Source organism: Paenibacillus chitinolyticus, assembly GCF_045038035.1.
In the GTDB taxonomy this organism is placed as follows: domain Bacteria; phylum Bacillota; class Bacilli; order Paenibacillales; family NBRC-103111; genus Paenibacillus_F; species Paenibacillus_F chitinolyticus_A.
Map to the genome: position 1 here is coordinate 2,546,446 of NZ_CP173427.1, position 20,971 is coordinate 2,567,416.

The window sequence follows — 20,971 nt, forward strand, 5'->3', positions numbered from 1 at the left end:
GTCGGACGGAGAATTCGGGAAGGAGCAAGAACGGTGAGAGGAGCTTTATCCTGGCCTTTTCTGAGGCTGTATATGCTGACCCTGTTGTATTTCAGCGCCAACTCCATTTTAAATGTCATCATTCCTTTGAAGGGCGAATCGCTGGGGGCCACGAATACAACGATCGGGATTATTATGGGGGCGTACTTATTTACAACCATGTTTTTCCGGCCTTGGGCGGGTCATATGATTCACAAGCATGGTCCGATAAAAGTGCTGCGCACGATTCTTGTTATAAACGGAGCAGCCTTACTTCTGTACACGTTTACCGGGCTCGGGGGGTATTTCGCCGCCCGTATGCTACAAGGGGTCTGTACCGCTTTTTTCTCGATGGCCCTGCAGTTGGGTATAATAGACGCGCTGCCGGATAAGGACCGGTCACAAGGGATCTCGATGTATTCCTTATGCGCTTCCATGCCGAATATTCTGGGTCCTCTGCTGGCTATGGGCATGTGGCAAACAGCGGATAGCTGTTATTTTACAGCGGCCATGATCACGATTGCCATTCTTACCGGAGTGGTGGGCTATAGTGCCCGAATGGAAAAAAAAGAGGCCGAACCCGCTGCGGGTCAGCCGGGACATGGCGGCACGATGCTTCACTCTTTCGGCCATCTGGTTAAAAATCCGCATTTATTCAAATGCAGCATTCTGATGCTGACAGCTTCCCTTGTATTCGGAGCGGTGACAACCTTTATTCCCCTATATGCCATGCAGATCGAAGGCGGCAATGCGGCCATTTATTTGATGATTCAGGCGACGGCCGTAGTGGCAGCCCGTTTTGTGCTGAGGAAGAAAATTCCTTCGGACGGAAAGTGGCATTCGTCTTTTATGATGGCGATTATGCTGATTTTAGCCGCAGGAGCGCAATGTGTAAGCTTTTCCGCAGCCGGGGGAACAGTGTTTTTTTATGTCGGCGCAGGTTTAACAGGCATCGCGCAGGCCCTGCTTTATCCGACCTTAACCACGTATTTGACTTTTGTATTGCCGCAAAATAATCGGAATGTGTTAATCGGTTTGTTTATCGCTACGGCCGATTTAGGCGTTTCGCTGGGCGGCGTCGTTATGGGCTCCGTCGCGGATCTTTCCTCGTATTCGTTTATGTACCTGATTTGCGCGATTTTAGGTGTGTCGATGATCTTTTTTGCTTATGATCGCCGTCAAATGTTTGTCGGGTCCAAATAAGCTTGTATGCGGATCAGTCACAAACTTACAAGCTTGCAAGCTGCAGGCTATCTGCGTATTCAAATCAGCTTCTGATAACTGGCGATATCCAGCCATCTGTCGAACTTGCGGCCGATTTCTTTGAAATGGGCGCATTTTTCGTAGCCGAGTGTGGTGTTCCGTGGTGTTCGCTACATAGTATTGTAGTTAGTCTGCACTAAGGCAGATGAGGGAGGGCAAGTCCGCACAGCCTTGTATAAAAAGCTGTAGGATTGTTTATTCGGCGAATTTTCGGGAATTCCCGCTTACGACACATATGGAATGTCTAATATTGATGGTTCGAAATGATTGAGATGTGAAAAGCCGCCAGCTATTGGCGAAGGAGCTTAATGTTTCTGACCGTTACGGCGAACCGGATGAAATATGGCAGCAGCCCGATGGTTCCGCCGTATTGATATATACGGAACATAGCGTACTTCATGTAATATCCCTTGCCCATCATCGATCGTCTTTGTGTTAGATTCTAAATAAGTGATTCAATAATTCAACTCATATAGCATTGAAAGCAAGTGTTTATAAATAAAAAAACCTCTCCAATCGCAAAGTCGTTTCATGACGACAGCTTGTTTGCGATTAAAGGAGGTTTTTTTGTATTTAATCGATTAAGTTTCAACCGTATTATTCATGCAACTGCTTATAAAACTCGTCAAGCGGCCGGGACAGATTCTGCTTGATAATGCGTGCGGCTGTTGCCGAATCGCGATCCTGCAGCGCTTGAATGATTTGTTCATGCTCTTGAACCGCCGTTTGTGTCTGTCCGATTGGATGGTTTAAAAACGCATATTTAAAGCGGCGGATATGCAATTGGAGCGAAGAGCAAAAGGACGTGATATACGAATTGTCTGCGATTTCTACAATCAGGTTGTGAAACTCCTCATCATATTCAAGCGCCTGATACAGATCCTTTTCAAGAATGCACTTCGTAAATGCTTGATTCAATTCCCGCAATTGTTCGATCTGCTCCGGCTGAATCAGTTGGGCCGCCGTCTCGGCTGCCAATGCGTGCAGTACACCGAGGGGGGCGTACAGCTTATGAATATCGTCTTTGTCGATCCGGGTCACTCGCGTATCCTTGCCGGGAAACATCTGCACGAGTCCCTGTGCTTCGAGCAATTGCAGCGCTTCTCTAACCGGCGTCCGGCTCACGCCCAGCGCAGCGGCAAGTTCGGCATCATTGAGCTTTTCGTCAGGCTGCAGCGTGCCGTCAATAATCCATTTTTGCAATTGTGACAATGTCCGATCTTTGGCTGTAGAGCGGACTGGTGTCGAAAAATTGTCAGGTATTGGCATTCCATTCATCCTCTTTATCCTTGATAGACAAAACCAACAGTCACTATTCCATAATATTTTGATTTTTAATATATCGCGACAAAGATTTGTTCTTGTATCATTTAAACAATATGAAGCAATGATGAGGAGCAGGCAGAGGCTCTTATGTACAGAGATCGGTGCAGAAGCTGAGAGCATCGTCATAACCCTACTGCCAACTCGCCTCGGAGCTATTTCCTTGAACCAGTCAACGATTAGAGGAAATCGGAGTGGCGCACGTTACTGTGCCGTTGATCGGCTGTTAGCTGATTGGAAGTGGCTGTACGGGGTACGCGGACCTATCTGTGTATGCATGCAGCAATTATGGGTGGTACCGCGGAAGAATACTCGCTCCTTTCGTCCCTTATACGCGTGTTGCGTATCTGGACGGCAGGAGTTTTTTAATGAGAGGGGGATGAAGGAGAGAAGAATATGATTTTCACAAAAAGGGCTGTATGTCAGCCATCTTAAGAGAATGAGTTTCATTCTCTGGAGTGAGAAGCCACTACTATACGAGGAGAGGTTTGCAATGGCAACAAAAACCATACAACCGGCATCAATTGCCGCGAAGACGATTTATCCCATTTTGCTGACGATCAGCATGATGCATTTATTGAATGATACGATTCAGTTTATTGTCCCGTCGCTGTTCCCGATTTTAAAATCGTCATTGTCCCTAAATTTTGCTCAAATCGGTCTTATTTCACTAATGATCAATTTGACTGCAGCCATTATGCAGCCCCTGATCGGGATTTACACGGACAACAAGGCTAAGCCGATGATGCTGCCGTTCGGCATGCTATTTACAATGCTTGGCCTCATCACACTTGCTTATGCGCATCAATTTTGGGTTGTCATGATCGCCGTTATGCTGATTGGACTTGGCTCAGCTATTTTCCATCCGGAGTCGGCACGCGTGTCGTTTCTGGCAGCAGGCGATAAAAAAGGAACAGCTTCCTCGATTTTTCAATTTGGCGGGTTTATGGGGCAAGCGGTTGCTCCAGTGCTGACTGCTGTCTGGTTTGTCGTTACCGGCCAGCAAGGGCTCGTTTGGCTTTCGATCGTGATTGCGGTAGGCTTTTTTGCCCAGTTTTATGTGGCCCGCTGGTATCAAAATCAATTGGTTCCAGCTGATGCTGCCGGAGCCAAAACAAAACAAAGTCAAGTGAGTCCAACCGGGTTATCAACCGGCCGTATTGTGCTTGCCATTACAATTCTTATAATTTTGGTATTCTCGAAAAACTTGTATGTTGCGGCGATCAGCAGCTATTATTCGTTCTTTGTCATTGACCGTTTCGGTGTCACGATGGGGCAGGCGCAAATCATTCTGTTCGTATTCCTGGCGGCTAACGTTGTAGGCTTGATGCTTGGCGGCTTGCTGGCAGACCGCTTTAGCCGGCTGACACTGATCTGGTTCTCGATCCTGGGAACCGCGCCATTTGCATTGATGCTGCCCTATTCCAATCTGACTTTCTCAATCATCTGGATTTTCTTGGCTGGCACAATTTTGTCATCGTCTTTCTCGGTTATTATGGTTTATGCCAACGAGCTGCTGCCGGGCAAAGTAGGACTTGTCTCCGGGATCTTCTTTGGGCTTGCTTTCGGTTTAGGAGGTGTCGGCTCCGCCATTCTCGGCAACATGGCCGACACAACAAGTATTGATTTCATTATTCAATGCTGCGCTTACTTGCCGCTGTTGGGGCTGTTGACGATTTTCCTGCCGTCGGACAAAAAAGTGAAGAAAGAAGCGCAGCAGGTCTCTGTTGCTCAATCTTAATTTAATTTATGCTGTCCATGATGTCCTGCTCGCCCGAATAGCCGGAAGAAGAAGTTGGCCGGGCGTGAAGATAAAAAAATCATAACAGGCCTTTACGTTTCTGGCTCGCACCGTTTGATCGATATTAGAGATGTGCCGTCCAGCATCCTATCGTTAACCAGATGATTGAGCAGGTAAAAGCCAGTATGACGGAATTGCAGATTCCCGCTTATAATGAACGTACACGAGAAGGTGTGATGCGGACAGTCGTCGCCCGTGTCGGCGAAGTGACGGGGCATGTACAGCTTACAGCTTACACTCATAACCGCTACGGACTGGCTGCCGGATTCCAAGCGGTTTGTGCAGCGTATTCCTTCGAGGGATGCGCCGAGAAGCTGCTGCCGGAATGGGTCGGGCGCTGCATCAAGCCCGATGTTGTTGTCGTTGACCCGCCGTGGAGGTTGTGAACAGTCGCTGCTGCAAGCCATTCTCCAAGCCAGGCACGCGCGGCTCGTGTACGTCTCCTGCAACCCGGCCACTCTGGCCAAAGATTGCGAAACGCTGCTCCGCGGCGGCTACCAGATCGAATGGGTGCAGCCGGTGAATATGTTTCCACAGATGACGCATGTGGAGTGCTGTGTGTTGTTGGTTAGGAAGTAGAATTTCAGAGCCGCATTTACCTTTATATCAAGACTGATAGAGCCTAAGCGGAGTCATATAATTTGTAGTATAGAACATAGGAGGAGTGCATGTCCTGGAGCAAATTGAAACAAAATTTGGAGAGTTTTCTGTGTCCCGCGTTATATGGAAGGGTCGAATACCGCGCAACCAAGCTACTGCTATTTACCTGATAAGGCTGGACTTTGTTATATTGCGGTCGATAAAAAGAACGTACTCAATAAAATTTAATCCGATGGTATCAGACGGAGCAGGAAATTAAGAATGATTCAAATATCCAAATTCCTGTCAGCAATGAAGAAATTGAAGCAGTCAGAAAAGATACCAAGGGGGCAGTTCCGGAGGATAGTCTAATCGTAATAGCAAGAAGTAGAAAAATATCAGAATATGCAAAGGAGCTGTTGTCGGCATCCATTTCAATAGAGGAAAGCATGGAGAGCCACGAGATCTTATTGAATATTCTAGCTTGGTGGATAGACGAGTCGGGAAAAAGCGAATTGTAAACATGGCCGAGAAGATGAAGTTGAAACATTCAAGTGTGCAGTATTTTTATGAACTACGGCGCAGTACGCTATGAAAATAAGTAACTCATTTACCTTCAATCGGTTGCCCTACAAAACGAATACAGTAACTGTAAAAAGTAACCCGGTACCTTGATGATACTGGGGGCAAAAATAGAAGTATAACGACATAGAGTTCCCTATTAAGAAACCTTGATAAACCAGGATTTCTTTCTGTTTCTGGGATATTCTTGTCGTTTTATTTGCGATATGAAAATCCCTAAAAAGCATACGGGCAACAAGAACATCCCCCATATATTGCTTTCAAGAGCACCAGTTATAAGAATATACACCGTAGGGGAAGAGTTGTCACATACAAGGGGAATGTCTAGACTATTAGGATCTGCACCCCATGTCTCACACATCTGCAACACGTTTTCCAAGTTTTTTTGTGTTTTATGGATCTTCATTATAAGACTGCCTATTCCATTCATCCTAATCATTAATCAAGTAAGTTAGCACGTTAATAACTTTAAATGCTCAGATTGTCTACTTATTAGAAAACTGAATAACCTCAATATGGTATAATATACCCACAAGTTTAATAAAGGAGAAGATAATATGGCTCAACCAGGCGGACGCCAACATGTGATTCCAGCGAGTTTTTTTCTGCTGATATAAATCTTAATTTTCCTTTTGATGAATCTGTAAGGAGTGTATAGCATGGCCCAAATGTCCCCTGATAAAATTCACCTTGTATCGAGAAAAATTGAGCCTGGTGAAGAGTATGTGTATAGACTGATTGAGAATATGCCTGAGTCTGAGAAGTATTACGCTTATTTTGATACAAGGCAGAGTGGGCAGGAATATGATTATTATCCGGATTTTGTCATAATAACACCTGATTTAGGTCTATTCATTCTTGAAGTCAAGGACTGGTCAAAGGGATTCATTAAAAAAATAAATAAAGAGAAAGTATTAGTTCATTATAGCGGAAAGCCTAAATGGGTCTCCAACCCTTTAGTACAAGTTCGGAATTACACGAATTTGATGATTAATGAATTAAGTAAAGAGGAGTCTCTTATTAATTCTAAAGGGTTAAAATTTAGTTACTCTTTTGGAATCGTCTTTCCTTATATGACAAGATCTGAGTTTCAAAGTCAAGTTGGAAATGCTGATGTTATCAACTTGAAGGCATGTATTTTTAAGGACGAATTAAAATCTCCTGCTGATTTGCATAAAGGCTTACAGAGATTAGCTTCTCGGTATATAGGGAGATTTCCAACATTAAACAATGATGAATTAGCCTTGTGTAGGAAATACGTTTTTCCTGAAGTGAGCATGGACTCAGATGGTTTGAAAAAAGATTTGGCAAACGAACAACGAGAACTTGTGGAGACGATCGATTACGGGCTCCATTTGATTAATGCTCCTGTTGGGAGCGGCAAGACCGTTGTTTTATTTCATCGCACGTTATTATTGGCCGAACTTCAAAGAAATTGGAGAATTTTGGTGTTGTGTTATAATCCAGTTACTAGAAGCTTTTTAGAACGTGAACTAAAAAAAAATATGCCAATTGGGAATCATGCAATGGTTGATATCTACGATGTTAGAGAGCTGTTTCATGAGATTGTCCTGCATTGTAACCTAGATGAGGAACTGCCCACAGACAATTACATTCGTGTTCTTGATCGATTAAATTCACAAGGAGATCAGTTTCCTAAACGATATGATGCGATTTTAATAGACAAAGCGCAGGATTTCTATGAAGAATGGCTAACTTTTATCGATAGAAATTTATTCGAAAATAAGAATAAAAACGCTCATTTGTTTCTAACGATGGACGGAACACAAAACATCTACCGTCAGTCTTATACATTAAGTTGGGCTGGATTACATCGGTCAAAAGTTAGTAAGACATTAAAATTAGATATTAACTACCGGAACACACGTCAAATAATTGAATTTGCAAACGCATTTATTAATAATGAATACTTAGAAAAATGTGTTTCAGATAATGTAGATAGTATAAATTATGCAGTGACAGATTTCGATTGCATTAGAGATGGTGAAAAGCCTCGCGTAATTGTTGGGATTGATTTAAACGATGTAAACAGGAAAATAGTGAGTATGGTACACGAGGTATTCAACAAATCCACAAATCGGGCCCGGAAAATCTGTATACTTTGCACGCATGAGTCCATAATTCCGGATTTAATGGACGAATTAAATTTGCGAAGAGTGCCATTTAAATTGTTGTCACAAGAAGCTGATCACCACAACGAAGGCATATGGTTGGGTACCATTCAACAAAGCAAGGGGTTAACATTCGACCATGTTGTAATTACAGGAATAGAAAATAAGATTTTTACTAAAATGCCGGAAATAGACGCTACAAAGTTGATTTACGTTGGGATGACACGTGCTTCCAATAGACTTGTTATTGGACTGAGTGAGCGTAATATTTTTCGCTCAATACTTTCCAATAAAAGTTTTGATAAAATAAAGAAAGAGTTTAAACTTGCCGGAAAATATGAGTACGAAATTAAACTTACTACTTTTAGTTCAGACGGTGATTATACGGTCCTTGATGAAAGTACATTCCGAGGGAATGGCATTGAAAATATCGTGAATCAATACAATGAGAAGTTTTGGCTGCCTGTGTATTTTAGGAAAGAGATGTTTCAATTTTTATGCGATATTCGCAAGGGTGACCATGGTTTTGTTACTGCGGGGGATCGGTTGATGTATGCTAAAATTATAGAATCTCCTTTTCCTGACCATACTAGGACCCAATTTTTAGAGTATTTTACTATGTAGTAAGGAGGCAGGATTAATTGCTTCCCTTGTACTGGGAAGGGCTAAGAAAAGTGTGATTTTAATTGATGAAGGGCTGCCTCGAAACTATTAGGCAAAATCAACGGAATGAACGAATTACTTCTTCTCTCATCTCGTTATTAGCGTAGCCTAGTATGACAAGAATATCCTATCATAGGCCTGTTAAGCTTACTACTAAGTGAGCATCAGTGATGGCAGCCAAACGAGTACCATTTATATTCAGTAAATTTGCCAAGGCAACTGCCATGGCTTTTTTCTTATTAATGTCAGCACTTATTATAAGTATTTTCTTGTCGCCTTTTGAGAAAAATTACGATTACGATTGGTTGTAGGGACTTTCTTGTCACTAATGATGGAGTCGTTGTATTATAAAGAAGAAAGTCTTCGAGAAAGTGTCTGATTTTACAGACTTACAGAATTGGAACAACTCCAAACTGTTCCCGAGTACCGTTCATGTGGAATGCAGTTCACTACTCGTGAGAAAAGATTAATAACAAGATGTATCGGTGCGCAGACCCTTCATTGACTGGAAGGGTTTTTCATTTTTGAGTGGAATTTTTATGTGAAGTAAAAAAATCGGCGAAGATAATACCTTTATACATAAATTGAGCGAAGAATTCTTATTTGATATCCCATTATTTTGGGATTACTACAATAGTGTGAGGCAAATAATCAAAAGAACTCTTGATAAACGTTTAGTATTGAGAAATCTCTAGAGCAATTAGCTACACGCATGCAAAAATCTTAGAAAAAATAATATGGGAATATTCAGATAATAATTTCGGCCCAATTAAGATCTATCCGTTTGATAAACAGCATTTAATAATTGAGCATCTTGGTTTCATGGTAGACGGATAATTTCACGGTTATTTAATTGATGAAAGCAACTTTGACGAAGAATTACAAAATCCGTTACTCTCCAAAGAAAAAGTTGAATTAGAGCCGTCCATAATTCAATTAGGCTTTTATAGGGAGGGGGTTGACATCCATGCTGTGGGATTTAAAAATTAAGATAGAACCTATAGTGTATTTTTAAATGAAGAGGTACTCTCCGTATAGTTCAAACAAATTAAGTGAAGGACAATAATATGGCAAATCGGGATTTATAATTAAGAAACCGCAAAAAGGGGATTGCTTCGATGGCACCATATTTTTCAGTTCATTATTCTTTTCCATATTCAACTTTTACACAGGATTTTGTAAGCGAGATATATAACGTAATATTTAACTACTTCCCTTTTAAGTCAGGCTATTGGATGTCGGAAAATAATACCCTTGAAGAGATTATTAATTGGAATACTTCACTCCTTGCTAAGAAATTCAAATTAGGATTCGATCAGCATGTTAAGCATGATTATAAGCAAATTCTCCTGGATTCTGATTTATACAGCCATCTCCGTTTATTTTGGATGTATCAATCCAACGAAATTGTTTTGCATTTGATTGTCCCTGAAGATGATATTTTCTTGGATGATGAATTATTGAGGTACGACAACTCCAAGTTATTACCTCTCCTTAATCTTTCTGTGAAGATATGGGACTCATTTGAAGCTAACACAGTTCAGACATATCATGAGTTAGGCGCACCAACAAGTTATAAGAAAGTATTGAATGGTCAGCACCCATCCACGGAACCATTCTGCATTTTAGTATCCGAAGCGTTAAGTCGATTTGAAAATAAATTAAACGGTAATTTCTTAGCAAAAAAATTATTGAAACATGGTGTTTTGATAATTAAAGAGGACCTTTTTAAGTTAATTAGTGAATCCAATTTTTTCGAAACGAAAATGAGGTTGATGGAATAATATGAAAACTGTATTTGTACATGTTCGCCATTGGCTTTTTTGGTATGGAGTATATGGATTCTGTGACAAAAGTTGTAGTGATGAAATCACATTATATACAGATGAAAAGAAAATTAATTTTCTAGGTTATTTTGATTTATTAACTCAGCCCTGTCTAATAAATTTATTAAACAATGAACTTGATAAAATTGAGGACAAAGAATTCTGTAGTGAAATTGAAGAGTTTATAAACGGCAACTTGGATGTAGGGTATAGCTATATCTATCCGAAGGATGAGGAGGATATTTCACATCAAGTTACCCACTCTGTTCCAATGAATAACAACGGTCATAAGCCTACATATATTTATGTTTGGTCAAAGTTGTCAAAGGTTTGGGATACAAGTAGTATTGAGAAAATAGTGAAAATAATAGCTAATGACTTCTTTCTCTTGAATATTGAAAAAGTTCAATTTTTGGAAATACCTACGTATGAAGAGACGAAAGTATCCTATCAGAGGGATTACGAACCTTACATACAAAAATAATGGTGAACACTGTATTATGTTGATCTTTCCCCTCAGCGGTGTAGGTATTTTCATTCAAACATAGAGGATTGAGTGCCGGTTATTGTATGATAGATAATAGAGCGACTGCCTCAAGAGGTCGCTATTAATATAGAAAACAAGGTGGAGTACATGTCCTGGAGCAAATTGAAACAAAATCTGGAGAGTTTTCTTTGTCCTGCGTTAGATGGAAGAGTCGAATACCGTGCAACCGGTTACCGCTATTTACCTGATAAAGCAGGAATTTGTTATATTACGGTAGATAAAAAGAACGTTCTTAATATGAATGATGCAACTAACTTAATCAGATGGTATCAGACGGAGTTGGAAATTAAGAATGATCCGGATATCCAAATTCCCATAAACCCTGAAGAAATTGAAGCGGTCAGACAAGAAACGAAAGGGATGGTTCCGGAGGATCGTCTAAAAGTAATTGTAAGAAGCAGAAAAAGTTCAGAATGTGCAAAGGAGCTTTTGGCGGCACAGACATCATTAAGTAAATCAAATTTTATCGTTGTGGCTAATAAGTTTTTATCGATTCCCATTGAGGAAAGCATAGAGAGCCATGATATCTTATTGAATATTCTAGCTTTGGTGGACAGACGAGTTGGAAAAAAGCGGATTTTGAACATGTCCAAGAAGATGAAGGTAAAGCATCCGATTGTGCAGTATTTTTATGAACTGAGGCGTAATACGTTATAAAAAAACATCCTGCCTCTATGGTTGAATATGCCGATTTTCAGTCGAGCGCATCAAGATAAAGGCAGGATAGGGGCAGACCTGGGGCGGAATATAGTTTAGTTTCACCCCTGGTTCAGTCTATTTCACTTTTATTTAGTAACGACAGGGGTTCCGATCCCGCTGCGCATTTTTTTGAATAGTAAGATCGCGAGAAGTAAAGCTATGCTTACAGCGGCAAGACCCAGCCAGTTCAAATACAGGACAGATGTACGGCTGACGACAAGCCCGCCTAATCCGGATCCCAGCGCAAAACCAAATTGGATGAACGAAGTATTTACGCTTAGGGCAATGTCCGGATTTCGAGGCGCCATTGTAACCAGGTATAGCTGCTGGGCAGGGGAAGTACTCCAAGTGGCTAACATAAAAATCATGATAACCAAAATCAATACAAAGAGATGAACACCGGCTAGAGCGAATAAAAGGAGAGCTGCTGCTTGTAGCAGGAGTCCGAGACAAATGGTGAATTTCGCTCCCTTTGCATCTGCCAATTGTCCGCCTACTTTTGACCCGACGAAGCTGCAAATTCCCGCCAGGAATAGAACACCGCTAATTTCGGTAATGGAAAGAGAGGATGCGGCCTGCAAGAAAGGCGTCATATAAGTGAACAGGGTAGAATAGCCGCCGATATAAAATAAAGTAATAATCAAGGCGGTCAAAAGGTTTGAATTTCTTAAAATGGAGAGCTGCATCCCCAGGGTAACCTTTTCTTCTTCTTTGATTGAAGGAACCTTGTTATAGATGATGAGCAATGGAAGAACGCTTAATAAACCGATCCCCATAAATAAAACTCTCCATCCGAACATTTCACTAAAAAATGTGCCAATCGGAACACCCAGCACTAGCGAACTGCTAAGCCCCATCAAAATGATACCGATGGCATTGCCCCTTCTTTCTTTTTCAACGAGTCGTGTCGCTACTGCCATGGCTACCACGGTCGTGATTCCTCCGCTAGCCCCTTGAATAATTCGCACCCATAGTACGGTTTCGTAGGATAGGTTTACAAACATAAGTCCGTTGCTGGCAATAAACACACTAAGGGTAGCCATCAGCAGCTTCTTGCGATCCACATTTATCGTTAATGCAATCAGAATCGGGGCGATAATGGCCGCTGCGAGAGCAAATACAGTCACCAATAACCCGGCTTCGGAAGTAGATACTCTGAGGTCCGCGGCGATCATTTCAATGACTCCTGTAATAATGTATTCAATGGTTCCGATCAGAAAAACAGCAAGTGCCAGGACATAGATGATCCGGTTATTTTTCAATTCAATCCGCTCCTCCTCCGGTTATCTATGTACAATCGGGATTTGGATTTCCATTAATTGGGCATCTTGTTTTGTAGACAACGGTAAATAGATTTCACGCCCAGGCTCGTTTTCTTTGATCCCATAGTTATTTTTCTCAATCCATTGAGCTAAATCCACACAGGCTGTACAAGCAAAGCTAGAATCCGAACGAAAGGCCATTGTGGCCATCATCGGCTCAGGAGGAAGAGTCCGCAGCTGAAACGGACCCGGAGATAATAGAGGCTCGCAGGTTAAAAAATAACCGACTTCAAAGTCAAACTCATCCTCTTTTTCGTCTATTTCTTTCCACAAAATGACCTGCGGATATTGAACCAATTGGTGAGTTTCCTTTGTTAACAATTGATTAAAAGTATGAAAAAGGCCTGGAATGTCTTCTTCTCTCCCATGCGCTTTCAGAAAAAGAAACTGCCTGGCATCTTCTGCTTTGATCCTGATTTCTTGTCCCGTTTCGACTTGCCCCTCTTTTTCTATAAGCTGCATACGCTCCTCAATCCGGGCGAGCTTGGCTTGTTCCGTATCGATGATTTGCTGGATTTCGCTTCTTTTCAACTTAAACATGCCTTGAATATTCTCCAATGTAATATCTTCCTGGAGCAGTTGGGTAATTTGCGGCAAGGTGAAGCCCAGTTCCTTATAAATTAAGATTCGGTTGAGCTCAAGAAGCTGATCTGCGGAATAGTAACGGTAGCCGGTATCGTGATCTACCTTTCTCGGCTTTAGTATGCCAATTTGGTCATAATAGCGCAGTGTTTTTAAGGAGACCTTGCTTAGCCTGGAAAACTCACTGATTTTAAACAAACTATCACCTCCAATTTATATCATAAGAAGAGTATATAGTTTCCCGTGCAGGGGAAAGTCAAGTGTGTGGGAGGAAGTCATATTTGGCCTATGCCGTGTTTCATATTTATCACTGTACGATGAGGTTATTGTTAAGTCAAAGAAACGTTTCTGAATAGAACTTTCATTTTTTTGAATGAGTGGCTGGGGACTATCAAGAAAACCTCCTCTTTTTTTGTATAAAAAAAGAACCCACCTGTCAGGTAGGTTCTCTGTACGATCATGGTTTAAGTAACTGCAACACCGCTTGAGGATGCTGATTGGCCTGGGCCAACATCGTTTGGGCCGCTTGCATAAGCATATTGGATTTTGTCATAGTCGATATTTCCTTGGCCATGTCTGCGCCACGAATACGGGATTCGGCTGTCATTTGATTTCCAGCAGAATTATTCACGTTATTCAAAGTGTGTTCCATACGGTTTTGCAAGGCGCCATACATCGCCCGGTAGTGCAGAACTTTTTCAATGGCTCCATCCGCTTTCGCTAATGCTTGCTCAGCTATAGAGGGGGGGAGCAGCCCTAAATCCTTAATGCCCAATCCCTGCGTGCCCACATTGAACAGGGGGATAATAAGGGTCTCGTCTTTGTTAGCTCCTGCTTGAATGGTAAGTTTTGGCGGAAGATAGTCGATATCTGTGATGTCTGTATTCACGGTGGTTTCGATATGTTTAGTTTCGACGGTTTCTTGCGTTTGTTCAAAAGGTTCATAATTTAATGAAAACGGACCATATTTAAAGCCAAAAGTTACACTCGACCCGCTGGGCACGGTTAGCAGCCAATTAAAATTTACTTGGGGTTGTCCTGCCGCGGGATTATCTATGGAAAGTTCTGTTGGCGGTAAAGATCCAGGCGGAAACTGAATGCCTGCGTTAGCCTCTGTCCCCGTCATGGCAAAGGAACTGCCCCCGGGTGGACTTATTACGGTATGGCCAGTAGCTAATGGGCTTCCACCGGCACCCGTGATAACTGAATTTGTTGGAGGGTTAACTATATTGCTTAGATTAATATTCGTGTTGAATGAATCTTTATTAGTGATTTCATACCTGATTTCCATCGAATTATCTGCTAAAAGAGTCCTATATCTCATAATGGACAGGTTTGTACCGGGAAACCACATATGATCCCAAGCGGGATCACTGCCTGAGTTGCTGCGAGATGAATATTCAATTGGCGATGATCTTCCGTTAACCTCGATATCTTCGAACAACGAACCGTATGCATCGACAGAATGTCTTGGTCCGAAACTGGTTTTATTCATACCGTAAGTGTACCAGTAGGCAGGTTTAGAAAATTCAGGATCGTTCACAGCTGTCAACGATTCATAAATAGTCTTATTGGTGTCCGTTTTTGTTGTGGTTAGGGTGTCAACATTATATTCGTTAAATGCTTCTGTTCCATCCGGTAAAACAATGGGTGTAATATTGTTCGTATTTGAGAAGGTATGGGTCGTTTCGGATGTATCGGAACTACCAATCACATGTCTGGCTTCATCGGGTGTTCCCCGTGGTTTGTACACGATCGTTTTGTTTATGGAAGATACCGGTGGAGGGTCACTTGCCGAAAAGGTGCTGCTGCTGCTTGAACGGTCAGCCAATATCTTATAATCCGTTCTTGCTAACAAATTCATCGTATTAAAAGCGGTTTTCTTTGAAAGACTCTCGATTTCATCCGTAAGCTGACGGATTTCCGTGTCAATCTTTCGCCGGTCTTCATCGGTAAGGGGATCATTCAAGCCTTGAATGGTCAGTTCCCTTTGTCTTTGTAAAATATCCGTGATCTCTTGTAAACCGCCCTCTGCGGTTTGAATAAGTGAAATGCCATCCATAACATTTTTGGAAGCCTGATATAAGCCTCTAATTTGTGCCCTCATTTTTTCGGATATGGCCAACCCGGCAGCATCGTCAGAAGCTTTATTGATTCGTAATCCTGAAGAAAGTTTCTCCAGACTACTCGAACTCGCTTTAGAATTTTTTTGCAGCGTATTATTTATCCTAAGGGCAGGTATATTGTGGGATATTTTCATGTCTCATACCTCTGTAACAATGATGTGATAGGATTATTTTACCATGCCAATAGAACTAGCGTACATAAAGTTAACATAAAAACTTACATAACAGGGTCCGTAAATTGAATTAACCGAAACGAGACCTTTTCAGGAATATAGTTCCACCATTTTATTTAAATAAGTTCGAAAATCTTCAACGTATGCTTTGGGCTCTACGATTTTTAGATTTGTGCCGAAACTTGCTAAAAATTGAAATCCAGAACTGTTTTGAGGGACATCAATGGTGGCTAATAAGAACTCAGAATTATAGGTTTCAATACTCTTTCGACCGTATCTTTCAATGAATTGATCTTTGATGCTAGGCGAAATCAATGCCTGAATAGCGACTAGCTGCGGTTGATAACTTGCTTCCTGTTCTTGTGCCAACAAATCATCTCTAGGACTAAACGTTTGTTCATTCATATGAAGATGATCGATCCGAGATAATTTAAACGTTCTATTACTCATACGATGTAAACAGAATCCTTTGAGATACCAGCTCGTTTCGCTAAAATGAAGCTGATAGGGCTCGACAATTCTGTTCGTCACGGTACCGTTTTTATCTATATACTCAAATGAAACTAACCTTCTCTTTAGTATGGCTTCTTGACACATCTTCAAGGTTTGAATAATCTCAGACCGGCCCTCCCAATCATAAAAAGACAGTTGAATCGAACTTTTCGAAGCCAATGGGCTAACCATCGCTTCTATTTTTTTGATCGTTAGTTCAACTTCCTCGCTAATTAGAATTTGTTCCAATCCGCCGAGCGCAGCCAATATATTCTCTAAGTCGGAGCTGCTTAAAAGACGTTTATCAACCTTATATTCATCCATAATACCGTAGCCGCCATTAACTCCATGGATAGAATAAATCGGGATGTTGGATAAGCTCAAGGTTTCCATATCGCGAAGAATCGTTCGTTTGGAAACGTTAAATAATTGCGCGAATTCGTTAGTTGAAACGATATTTTTTTTCAGCAGGATCATAATGATAGAGATTAGTCTCTCAACCTTGTCCATCGGTTCGCCTCTTTTTCTACTTCCGTATGAAATGGTGACATACAGCTGTCATCTATTATCCATTATACTACATGCATAACAAGAAGGAGGTATTGCTTTATGGCAGCTGTTGTATATGTAAACTTGGATGGAAATGCTGAACAAGCGATTGAATTTTATTCGGAGGCTATAAGCGCCATTGAAGTGAAAAAAGTGAAATTTGGGGATATCCCTCAAGATCCAAACTACCCGATGCCGGAAAATGAGTTAAATATGATCATGGAGTCTTCCATAGAATTCGCAGGCGGGAAAATCATGCTGTCGGACATTTTGCCTTCCATGAAGGCGGTGACAGGCGAGCTGGTGAAAGGGAATAATATTCTGATTAGTCTGGTCATGGATGATAAGCAAAAGTTGGAAGAATACTTTGCTCGTTTGTCTGTCGGCGGTCATGTCATCATGCCGTTATCTAATACTCCTTGGTCGTCGTGCTTTGGAATGCTGGTTGATAAATTTGGAGTGAACTGGAAATTTAACAGTGACGCAGATAAGTTTCTGGATAACGTAATAGCCAACAAACAGTAACTCGTTCTAAATCAACTATGGAAATGAATCATTTAATTCCCGTTAAATCGAGAGAAGAGTTGAGGTTTTGGCTGCAGGAAAATTGGAAGACTGAAAAGTTCTGCTGGGTCTTGGTTAGTATAACGCCCAATCGGATACGCTCTTATATTTGGATGCGGTCGAGGAAGCTTTGTGCTTTGGATGGATCGATGGCGTCAAGAAGAAAATAGCTGAAACGGGGCTGGCTCAGAGACTGTCCCCTCGAAGCAAAAAAAGCTCATGGACTGAATTAAATAAAGAACGTGTCCGCCGTCTCGAAAAGTTGGGGTTGATGACGGACGAAGGAAGAAAAGTTCTTCCTGATATGGATGTCGATTCTTTTCGAATTCATCCGGTTATAGAGCAAAGGCTGAAAGAGGAAAAGCATGTCTATGAGAATTTCAAGGCATTTCCGGATCTTTATAAAAGAGTTCGGATCGACACGATACAAAGCATAAAAAATCAACCGGAATTATTTGAGAGCAGGTTAGACAAATTCATAACAAACACGAGAGAAAACAAAATGTACGGCCAATGGAACGATAATGGACGTCTGCTGGATGATTAAGATCTAGGATGTTGCAATGCAGAAGCTGGCATGTTAAGATCGTGCTGACACTTAACGATCGGAGTTGAAGAGGATAATGTAGGTTTTCTTGCCGCTTTTTAAAGAATAAAACAAATAATTTCGTTTATTCTTTATTGGCAAGAAAGTTACCTTATTCTTTTCGCACAAAAAATATATCCTTTTCCTACCCTGCACAGGGTTGGATGTGCTGTATTTTTTTGAGCTACAAGAAAGGTAACTTTCTTGTGGCTCTTTTTTATGTTGACAAAGAATGTGCAGATGAAAGAGATCAACCATTTCTAGGAGGATGAAAGCGATGAAGAACGAGGTTGTAGATGATTGTGTGAATCGGTTCTTGCTAGGTGAAGCGGTTCACAAAAAAACAATTCGGTTGCCGGAGGCTTACCCATCTATCGACAGGTGTACATAGCGATCCGTCTGAATCGTTATGCGCTTTTTCTGTCTAGTTGGTTAACGACGTGTCAAAGTGCCAACTAACGGTTGCTTTTTTTACGTTTTCTCCGGCAGTAAGGAGAAGACATGAGACTACCCTCGAAATATGAAACGATTCGGCGATTGTTGTCCGACTTCAATCAACCCGAGTATCGATATGCCCAGATTATGGACGCGATTTTCAAGCACAACGTCGGCGAATACGAACGGATGACCATGCTGCCCCAATTTTTGCGCGACGAGTTGACCCAGATGCTTGGTCCGAACGTCTGCAGTATCGTTCCGGTCAAAGAACTCACGTCGAAACAGGTTAACAAGGTGTTGTTTGCCATTGCGGGCGACGAGCGCGTGGAAGCCGTACGACTTACTTATGAGCGGGGCTGGAAATCGTATTGTATTTCCACGCAGTGCGGCTGCGGATTCGGGTGCAGATTTTGCGCCACCGGTACCATCGGCCTGAAACGAAATTTGACCGCCGAAGAAATTACCGAGCAATTGCTGTACTTTCGCTTGAACGGCCACGCTTTGGACAGCGTCTCCTTCATGGGGATGGGGGAGGCGCTCGCCAACCCGTATATTTTTGATGCCATAACGATTTTGACCGACCCGCAGCTCTTTGGTTTAGGACATCGACGAATTACCGTTTCCACCATCGGCCTGCTGCCGGGTATCGAAAGGCTGACACGTGAGTTTCCACAAGTCAATCTAACCTTCTCGCTGCATTCGCCGTTCGACGATCAGCGAAGCGAGCTGATGCCGATCAACGACCGGTTCCCAATCCATGACGTGCTGGAGGCATTGGATCGTCACATCCGACATACGGGGAGAAAGGTGTATATTGCGTATATTCTTCTTCGAGGAGTCAACGACTCGGCGGCGCATGCGGAAGCAGTTGCCGAGTTGTTAAGGGGAAGAGGACCTGTGGAACATCTCTACCACGTTAACTTGATTCCATTCAATTCGACTGAAGTTACGCCGGACAACTATCAACAATCTGAATCTAATCGGATTAAAGCGTTTGTTCGGATCTTGAAGTCAAAGGGAATCAGTGTCACGGTCCGAACTCAGTTCGGATCGGACATTAACGCGGCATGCGGCCAGCTATACCGCTCCGAATAATCGATCAGTCGGTTCCCGAAACAGTATTTGGGTCTGAGGACACAAGGTCATAAACAATAGGTGCTCGATATAGGAGACGCATCTGAAATCATGAAGCCTGCCTGCCGACGGCAGGCTTCTGACGTTTTATTGCCCTTTAGGTTCCGGCAAACTTGCTTTCCATAGCCTCGCTGTATTAGTTAATATTCCTTCATCAAATTCCATCTTGTAGATATCGGGCTTTGAAGTGTTTAATAAAAAGTCCAAGTCAAACTGGGGGTCGAAATATCCCATCATCATTGTCATAACGGCTCCATGAGTTCCAATAGCAACTTTCTGCCCCTTATATTCGCTTAGAATGTTTTTTAAAATAGTTACAACACGGTTTTGACTATTTGTAAAAGTCTCTCCTCCAGGCAACGAAAAGTCTGGGTCTGAAAACATTTTCTCTACTAACGGATACACTTCCTTATCAGGCAGTATTTTATCATCGCCAATAAATACGACTTCTTTTAGTTCCTCAAGAACAATCATTTCTTTGCCCAAAGACCGGGCTAGTCCCTCTAGTGTTAATATTGTCCTTTTGTATGGACTTGAGATGAACGTGTCTATACCCTCGTCTTTCAACAATTGAGCTACAATTTGGGCATCCGAACTACCCTTTAAAGTCAATCCGCGTGTTCTTTCATTTCCTTCCGTTTTAGGTGATTCTCCGTGCCTGACCATGTATACACAGGTTTTCATAAATTGTTTCTTCTCCTTTTTTAGTCCTCGACTAAAAAGTATGTTCCCTCATACTACCATTCTCAACTAAACATGTACATTCGTGTTATTACGGAATACTGCCGATAGATTATACGATATGTGACATTGACCCTTGAACGAATATTCGGGATAATTAAAACTAAAAAAGCAGGAAGGAAGTGGAAGAAAGTTGGCTGTCCCAACAAACGGCAAGCGAAAATATGGCCTCTGCCTTTGATGTATTGCCGCAACCGACTCGAAAGGAAGGGATATAAGCATGAAAGAACCATCTGAACAGCTCATTGAAATGCTTGGGCATCCGTACAGTCCCAAGAATGTTCAAGCTTTGCTGCAAACGTTCGGCATCAAGCGAATGCCGCCCGCGAACAGCTATTTTAACGACGATATCATCTGGTCTGTGAAAACATCGATACGCATCGATCTTTATCGCGTACCCAAACTAAATGATCTGACTGGGCTCAATTATACAAAAGAAGATGGATGGATCATTGGCGCGATACATTTTCTTGCGCCCGGGTCGGATGACAGAATTAAAAATCCGTTCCCCGGAAATCTTCCCAAGGGAATCACGATGAGCTCAACACCGGATGAGTTGATAAAGGCATATGGTGAGCCCCAACTGGATGAAGAATGCGAATGGCCCGGATTTTCCGGTCGAATTTTGGCATGGCGCAAGCCGGGCATAAATATCGTCATTACCTATGAGGACAGTGAGATCGGCAGCCGGATGATAAGCTGCACGGCCTGTTTAATCGGGTGCATAGGCGCCTGGCGAAATGACAATCCGGAAGTCTTTGCTCCCTGACCAACTGTTGAGGTGCACCGGCATCTGTACGTAAAAAGAACCCCCTGCCATATCGGCGGGGG

The 20,971-nt window shown here is 42.2% G+C and carries 17 protein-coding genes and 2 pseudogenes; 13 read left to right on the top strand and 6 right to left on the bottom strand.

Annotated elements, in window-relative coordinates; translation table 11 throughout:
- Positions 1–33: 33 nt before the first annotated feature.
- Positions 34–1,221 (top strand): staphylopine family metallophore export MFS transporter CntE, encoded by a 1,188-nt coding sequence (cntE, locus tag ACI48J_RS11725; protein WP_405082874.1) that lies wholly within the window; start codon positions 34–36, stop codon positions 1,219–1,221.
- 657 nt (positions 1,222–1,878) lie between these two features.
- Here cntE and ACI48J_RS11730 read toward each other — a convergent pair.
- A complete protein-coding gene (locus ACI48J_RS11730; protein ID WP_405082875.1) occupies positions 1,879–2,550 on the bottom strand; it encodes a GntR family transcriptional regulator in 672 nt (223 codons plus the stop codon).
- Positions 2,551–3,097: 547 nt separating this feature from the next.
- Here ACI48J_RS11730 and ACI48J_RS11735 point away from each other — a divergent pair.
- From ACI48J_RS11735 to ACI48J_RS11770, 8 genes and pseudogenes are all read left to right on the top strand, one after another.
- Positions 3,098–4,345, top strand: coding sequence for an MFS transporter (locus tag ACI48J_RS11735; RefSeq protein WP_405082876.1), 1,248 nt, complete (start codon positions 3,098–3,100; stop codon positions 4,343–4,345).
- Positions 4,346–4,530: 185 nt separating this feature from the next.
- The gene (locus ACI48J_RS11740) at positions 4,531–4,791 is read left to right on the top strand and encodes a hypothetical protein (RefSeq protein WP_405083296.1); all 261 of its coding nucleotides are present in this window, start codon (positions 4,531–4,533) and stop codon (positions 4,789–4,791) included.
- Entirely contained in the window at positions 4,757–4,984 is a 228-nt protein-coding gene (locus ACI48J_RS11745; RefSeq protein WP_405083209.1) for an RNA methyltransferase, read from the top strand. Before ACI48J_RS11740 ends, ACI48J_RS11745 begins: the two co-directional genes overlap by 35 nt.
- An 89-nt stretch (positions 4,985–5,073) precedes the next feature.
- Positions 5,074–5,579: pseudogene (locus ACI48J_RS11750) on the top strand (hypothetical protein).
- A 646-nt stretch (positions 5,580–6,225) separates the two neighbouring features.
- Positions 6,226–8,322 (top strand): 3'-5' exonuclease, encoded by a 2,097-nt coding sequence (locus tag ACI48J_RS11755; RefSeq protein ID WP_405082877.1) that lies wholly within the window; start codon positions 6,226–6,228, stop codon positions 8,320–8,322.
- 1,157 nt (positions 8,323–9,479) lie between these two features.
- Entirely contained in the window at positions 9,480–10,145 is a 666-nt protein-coding gene (locus tag ACI48J_RS11760) for a hypothetical protein (protein WP_405082878.1), read from the top strand.
- A 1-nt stretch (position 10,146) separates the two neighbouring features.
- Positions 10,147–10,671 (top strand): hypothetical protein, encoded by a 525-nt coding sequence (locus ACI48J_RS11765; protein ID WP_405082879.1) that lies wholly within the window; start codon positions 10,147–10,149, stop codon positions 10,669–10,671.
- Positions 10,672–10,821: 150 nt separating this feature from the next.
- The gene (locus ACI48J_RS11770) at positions 10,822–11,391 is read left to right on the top strand and encodes a hypothetical protein (protein WP_405082880.1); all 570 of its coding nucleotides are present in this window, start codon (positions 10,822–10,824) and stop codon (positions 11,389–11,391) included.
- A 128-nt stretch (positions 11,392–11,519) separates the two neighbouring features.
- Here the strand turns inward: ACI48J_RS11770 and ACI48J_RS11775 are convergent, their stop codons facing one another.
- From ACI48J_RS11775 to ACI48J_RS11790, 4 genes are all read right to left on the bottom strand, one after another.
- A complete protein-coding gene (locus ACI48J_RS11775) occupies positions 11,520–12,695 on the bottom strand; it encodes an MFS transporter (RefSeq protein WP_405082881.1) in 1,176 nt (391 codons plus the stop codon).
- A gap of 21 nt (positions 12,696–12,716) precedes the next feature.
- Positions 12,717–13,535, bottom strand: coding sequence for a MerR family transcriptional regulator (locus tag ACI48J_RS11780; RefSeq protein WP_405082882.1), 819 nt, complete (start codon positions 13,533–13,535; stop codon positions 12,717–12,719).
- 259 nt (positions 13,536–13,794) lie between these two features.
- Complete coding sequence (locus ACI48J_RS11785; protein ID WP_405082883.1) at positions 13,795–15,597, bottom strand: flagellin; 1,803 nt, start codon at positions 15,595–15,597, stop codon at positions 13,795–13,797.
- A gap of 129 nt (positions 15,598–15,726) precedes the next feature.
- On the bottom strand, positions 15,727–16,638 hold the full coding sequence (locus ACI48J_RS11790) for a helix-turn-helix transcriptional regulator (protein WP_405082884.1): 912 nt from the start codon (positions 16,636–16,638) through the stop codon (positions 15,727–15,729).
- Between the two features lie 99 nt (positions 16,639–16,737).
- Here ACI48J_RS11790 and ACI48J_RS11795 point away from each other — a divergent pair, with 99 nt between their 5' ends.
- The 3 genes and pseudogenes from ACI48J_RS11795 to ACI48J_RS11805 all read left to right on the top strand — a co-directional run bounded on the left by ACI48J_RS11795 (position 16,738) and on the right by ACI48J_RS11805 (position 19,360).
- A complete protein-coding gene (locus ACI48J_RS11795; RefSeq protein ID WP_405082885.1) occupies positions 16,738–17,202 on the top strand; it encodes a VOC family protein in 465 nt (154 codons plus the stop codon).
- A gap of 17 nt (positions 17,203–17,219) precedes the next feature.
- Positions 17,220–17,788 (top strand): annotated as a pseudogene (locus ACI48J_RS11800) (YdeI family protein).
- Between the two features lie 540 nt (positions 17,789–18,328).
- Positions 18,329–19,360 (top strand): Cfr family 23S rRNA (adenine(2503)-C(8))-methyltransferase, encoded by a 1,032-nt coding sequence (locus tag ACI48J_RS11805; RefSeq protein ID WP_405082886.1) that lies wholly within the window; start codon positions 18,329–18,331, stop codon positions 19,358–19,360.
- Between the two features lie 126 nt (positions 19,361–19,486).
- Here the strand turns inward: ACI48J_RS11805 and ACI48J_RS11810 are convergent, their stop codons facing one another.
- The gene (locus tag ACI48J_RS11810; RefSeq protein ID WP_405082888.1) at positions 19,487–20,083 is read right to left on the bottom strand and encodes a histidine phosphatase family protein; all 597 of its coding nucleotides are present in this window, start codon (positions 20,081–20,083) and stop codon (positions 19,487–19,489) included.
- A 277-nt stretch (positions 20,084–20,360) separates the two neighbouring features.
- Between ACI48J_RS11810 and ACI48J_RS11815 the strand changes: the two genes are divergently transcribed.
- The gene (locus tag ACI48J_RS11815; protein ID WP_405082889.1) at positions 20,361–20,909 is read left to right on the top strand and encodes a hypothetical protein; all 549 of its coding nucleotides are present in this window, start codon (positions 20,361–20,363) and stop codon (positions 20,907–20,909) included.
- Positions 20,910–20,971: the final 62 nt, after the last annotated feature.